Source organism: Dialister sp. UBA1703, from assembly GCA_002320515.1.
Classification (GTDB): domain Bacteria; phylum Bacillota; class Negativicutes; order Veillonellales; family Dialisteraceae; genus Dialister.
On sequence record DCJJ01000137.1, the window covers coordinates 1 to 4,955 of the forward strand.

5 protein-coding genes are annotated in these 4,955 nt (G+C 54.5%); all 5 read left to right on the forward strand.

Annotated features, from left to right (window positions below):
• The first annotated feature begins 104 nt into the window (after nucleotides 1-104).
• On the forward strand, nucleotides 105-434 hold the full coding sequence (queD, locus tag B2Y11_RS06025; RefSeq protein ID WP_291057323.1) for a 6-carboxytetrahydropterin synthase QueD: 330 nt from the start codon (nucleotides 105-107) through the stop codon (nucleotides 432-434).
• Nucleotides 424-1,107 carry a putative 7-carboxy-7-deazaguanine synthase QueE gene (gene queE, locus B2Y11_RS06030; protein ID WP_291057325.1) on the forward strand — a complete coding sequence of 228 codons (684 nt, stop codon included), beginning with the start codon at nucleotides 424-426 and terminating at the stop codon, nucleotides 1,105-1,107. Before queD ends, queE begins: the two co-directional genes overlap by 11 nt.
• 1 nt (nucleotide 1,108) lies before the next feature.
• Nucleotides 1,109-1,681 (forward strand): GTP cyclohydrolase I, encoded by a 573-nt coding sequence (gene folE / locus B2Y11_RS06035; protein ID WP_291057327.1) that lies wholly within the window; start codon nucleotides 1,109-1,111, stop codon nucleotides 1,679-1,681.
• 356 nt (nucleotides 1,682-2,037) lie between these two features.
• Nucleotides 2,038-2,262, forward strand: a complete 225-nt coding sequence (locus tag B2Y11_RS06040; RefSeq protein WP_291057329.1) for a hypothetical protein — start codon at nucleotides 2,038-2,040, stop codon at nucleotides 2,260-2,262.
• 22 nt (nucleotides 2,263-2,284) lie between these two features.
• Nucleotides 2,285-4,363 (forward strand): transglycosylase domain-containing protein, encoded by a 2,079-nt coding sequence (locus tag B2Y11_RS06045; protein ID WP_291057331.1) that lies wholly within the window; start codon nucleotides 2,285-2,287, stop codon nucleotides 4,361-4,363.
• Nucleotides 4,364-4,955: the final 592 nt, after the last annotated feature.

Here is a 4,955-nt window from a genome sequence, read left to right on the forward strand (position 1 = left end):
CGTCACAACCCTTCTACGCAACCTGCGGCGAAGCCGCGCCCCTTTGCGCCCAAAGGGCGCAGGACCCGGGCCGCGAAGCGGCCCCATTATGAAAGGAACAATACATGTTTACTGTAACTAAAAGAATGGAAATTTCCGGTGCCCATTTCCTGCACCTGGACTATGAAAGCAAGTGCACCAACCTTCACGGCCACAACTGGATCATCACGGTGACCGTGCAGAATGATACCCTGGACAAGAATGGAATGGTGGTGGATTTCAGCAAGATTAAGGAAATCGTGAATCAGTTTGACCACCACCTTATTAACGATGTGCTGGGCGACCTGAATCCCACCGCCGAGAACATGGCCAAGTGGATCTGCGACCATATTCCCCACTGCATCCGCGTTTCCGTGCAGGAAACGGAAGGAAACGTGGCTACCTATGAGAAATAACTATACCTACGACGACGGTCTTTTCCATGTGACCGAAATCTTTGACAGCATTGACGGCGAAGGAAAAAGGACAGGATTCATGGCCGTTTTCCTCCGCCTGGCAGGCTGCAACCTTCGCTGCAGCTACTGCGACACTGCCTATTCCCTTACCCTGGAAGACACGGCGGAAGCGCTGACAGAAGAGGAAGTGGTATCGCGCATCCGCGTATTTCCCTGGAAGCGCCTCACCATCACCGGCGGGGAACCTATGCTTCATCCCCTTCACCATCTCTGCGAAAGGCTGGGGGAAGAGGGCTATGACATCAATATAGAAACCAACGGCGCCGTGCCCCTGTGGCGGGAGCGGCCGGGAGGGGTTTTCTACACCATGGATTTCAAATGCAGCGGAAGCGGCATGAAATCCCATATGAATCCGGACAATTTCAAGCTCCTTACGAAAGAGGACGTGCTGAAATTTGTGGTGAGCTCTGAAGAGGATCTGGATGAAATGAAGGAAATCGTGAATCACCATTTCCCAAAGAACCATCATCCCCAGTTCTTTGTAAGCCCCGTATGGGGACGCATCCGGCCGGATGAACTGGTGGAATATGTAAGAAACAATCAGCTGCAGGATGTACGGGTCCAGGTGCAGCTTCATAAAATCATATGGGACCCGGACAGGAGAGGCGTTTGATATGGATTTGGAAAAACTGGAACAGGCAGCCCGGCTGATTATCGAAGCCGTGGGAGACGACCCGGATAGAGAAGGACTTTTGGAAACACCGAAGCGGTTTGCCGACATGATGGCGGAACAGTTCGCCTACACCGCCGTGTCCAATGAGGACATTGCCAGGGAATTTGAAAAAACCTTTGCCACCCCGGAAAACGACATGGTGGTAGTGAAAGATATTTCCATCTTTTCCCACTGCGAACACCACATTGCCCTCATGTACAACATGAAAGCCGCCGTAGGATACATCCCCCACGGCCGGGTCATCGGCCTTTCCAAAATCGCCCGCATTGCCGACGCCGTATCCAAGCGCTTCCAGATTCAGGAACGCATCGGCACCGACATCCGGGACATTATGAAAATGGTCACCGGCTCCCCGGACATTATCGTCTACATCGAAGGAGAACACTCCTGCATGACCGCCAGGGGCATTAAGAAACCGGGCACAAGGACAAGAACCATCGCCTCCTCCGGCGCCTTCAAAGAAGACAGCGCCCTGAGAGGAGAATTCATGAAACTGGCTCTGGGAAAAGAATGAGGGCTTAGCCTTTCCTTTCACAACCCTTCTGCACAGCCCGTGGCGTCAGGCGACCATAACCTTCGGCCCGGAGGGCCGTCAACCTTTCTCCTATGAACCCTATGAACCCTCACACCGAAGGTGTGTCCAAGGGTAAGAAACAAAAATGACAGAGGCCGCTGATTGGCGGTCAGGATAGCGATGGAGCATCCTATCTGTGCTCTGCCCCGTACACCCTTTCCCGCGAAGCGGGACTTCCCCTCAAGGGGAAACGAGAAAATAGGTGGCACTGGATATTGTATATTGTGTCACATATGACACAGACAGCCAATCCCGTAACGNNNCTTGCGTCCCCTTTAGGGGAAGAGGGCCACGAAGTGGCGAAGGGGTGGACGGTGGTAATCCTGATTATGATACTCGATGTGGACGTGACCGCCGAAGGCGGCCACAACCTTCGGGGCGCAGCCCCGTCAACCCTCACACCGAAGGTGTGTCCCAAAGCCCGGCACGTTCTTCCCCTTTCTCTTTTCACCTTGTGGTATAATATAAGCGACTATATGCCTGCTTCTGTCTCCCCGGCGGAGAGCAGGGCGGTGAAGTGATTTATATATAGGAGCGTATTATATGAAGAATTCCGATATACGACGGGAAAGGCCGCCGAAGAAATCGTCCTTCGTGAAGAGGATTTTTGTATTTCTTGTGGTCATCGTCATGATTGCAGGAGCCGGAGCAGCGGCGGGCTTTTTCGTGTCCGTTTCCAAACATCTCCCTGATGTGACTGCCAACATCCAGCCTAACGCCTCATCCCGCATTTACGATGATAAAGGCCGCCTCATTACCACCGTCCATGCAGAGGAAAACCGCATTCCCGTGCCCATTACGGAAGTGCCCCAGAACCTGCAGAATGCCTTCGTGGCAGCAGAAGACGTGCGGTTCTATGAACACCACGGCGTGGACCCCAGGGGCATCCTCCGTGCCGTATGGGCCAACGTGGTTACCCGCAACGCCACCGGCCAGGGCGGCTCCACCATTACCCAGCAGCTGGCAAGGAACGCCTTCCTCACCCAGGAACAGACACTGAAGAGAAAACTCTTGGAAGTGGTACTGGCCCTCCAGATTGAAAACAAGTACACCAAGAAACAGATTCTTGAAATGTACATGAACCAGATTTACTTCGGCCAGGGCTGCTACGGCATCCAGACCGCCTCCCGGGTTTACTTCGGCAAAGACGTAAAAGACCTCACCCTGCCCCAGTGCGCTATGCTGGCAGGTCTTCCCAACAGCCCGAACTACTACTCCCCCTTCCGCAGTCTGGAAGCGGCCAAGTACCGCCAGGGCATTGTGCTTGACCAGATGGCCAAGTACGGCTACATTTCCGAAGCCGACGCCCAGGCCGCCAAGAAAGCGGACCTGCACCTGGCCAAACCCCAGGCCTCCAAAGGCACCGAAAGCACGGCGTCCTATTTCGTAAGCTACGTCATCCAGACCATCAGCGATAAATACGACTCCGACGCCATCTACAAAGAAGGCCTCCAGGTATACACCACCCTGGACCTGGATATGCAGAAAGAAGCAGAACAGGCCCTGAAAGCAGACCTGCCGGCAGGAAGCAAGGATGCCAAGGGACTCACCCAGCCCCAGGGCGCCCTCATGTCCATCGAAGTAGGCACCGGCCATATCAAAGCCATGGTAGGCGGCCGGGGAGAAGACCATTTCAACCGCGCCACCCAGATGGTGCGCCAGCCGGGATCCGCCTTCAAACCTTTCGTATATCTCACAGCCTTTGAAAACAAATTCAGCCCCTTTGACACCGTAAGCAACGAAAAGAAAACCTATGGCGGCGGATGGACGCCGAAAAACTACGGCGGCACCTCCGGCGGACAGGTCACCCTGGAAGAAGCGCTGGTTCACTCCATGAACATCCCCACCATCGACCTGGCCAACAAAGTGGGTATGAAGAAAATTCTTGACACCGCCGAAGCCTGCGGTATTTCCACCCTGGTGAAAGACGGAAAGAGAAACGATAACAACCTGGCAGCCTCTATCGGCGGCCTTACCAACGGTGTCTCCGTCTACGACATGGCCAAAGCCTACAGCATCTTCGCCAACGACGGCAAACTCATCGAACCCACCGCCATCCTGAAAGTGGTGGATAGAAACGGCAACGTGCTGGAAGACCACTCCGGTAAACAGGAAGGCAAACAGGTAGTCAACGAAAACGCAGTCTACCGCCTCACCAGCATTCTGGAAGAAGTTGTCTCCCGCGGCACCGGTGGCAACGCCTATATCGGCCGCACCGCAGCCGGCAAGACAGGCACCACCGACGACGAACACGACGCATGGTTCGTAGGCTACACCCCCGAACTGGTCACCGCCGTATGGATCGGCGACGATACCAATACAAACGCCGGCTACACCGGCGGCACCGTCCCTGCAGCCATCTGGAGAGACTTCATGAAACAGGCCCTCTCCGCCTACAAGACCAAGTCCTTCTCCGTCCCCGAATCCGTCCGCGCCGAACTGGCCAAAGCCAGAGCCGCCCAGGCAGCCAAAGAAACGGAAGCCAAGAAGAAAGAAGACGACAAAAAGAAAGAAGAAAAAGCGGCTAAAGACAATAAAAACGCAGGAAACAAACTCCTCGACCGGATTACCGGCAAGAACACGGCCAAACCATCAGAGTCCGACAGCAATAAGACCAACTGATACAAAAAGAGCAGCCCTCCCATGGGGCTGCTCTTTTTGGGGGCTGCCGGCTGTCGGCTTCCCGCTGACCGCTGGATGTAACGTCCTTGCGCCCCCCTTGAGGGGGAGAGGGCCACAAAGTGGCGCGGGGGTGTTCGGGGGGGCAAGGCAGTATGATACTCCATGCCGGTGTGACCGCCGATAGGCGGCATTTCCCGCTATGTAAAAGACGCTATGGGTGCTGGTCAGTGGGGTCGCATATGACACTGCAGGCAAGCGTAGAGAGGCCTTATTCTGCCCCCCTATCCCGCGAAGCGGGATAGGGGGGCTGTGGAGGTCCTATGCAGGATCTCCACAGAGTCAAGAAATCTCCTACCGCTATGCTCTACGCTCTATTGGCCTCATAGCATAGAACGTAACGCAGGCTCCTTCCTTTGGAAGGAGTTGGGCGGAGCCTTGAGTATAGGTCCAAGAAATTTTCTGAATTTTTTTCTTCTAGGGGGTAAAAAAATCGAACCTCAAACGATATTAGTATCAGAGGGATGAAAAGACCTCATGAGATGATGAATCCCATTTCCTAAATGCCTTTTTCCACATCCGCGGTAGAGAAGAG

Excerpts from the sequence above, each read along its gene's own strand:
- queD (WP_291057323.1), top strand. The coding sequence starts at position 105 with ATGTTTACTGTAACTAAAAGAATGGAAATTTCCGGTGCCCATTTCCTG.
- folE (WP_291057327.1), top strand. The coding sequence starts at position 1,109 with ATGGATTTGGAAAAACTGGAACAGGCAGCCCGGCTGATTATCGAAGCC.
- queE (WP_291057325.1), top strand. The coding sequence starts at position 424 with ATGAGAAATAACTATACCTACGACGACGGTCTTTTCCATGTGACCGAA.
- B2Y11_RS06045 (WP_291057331.1), top strand. The coding sequence starts at position 2,285 with ATGAAGAATTCCGATATACGACGGGAAAGGCCGCCGAAGAAATCGTCC.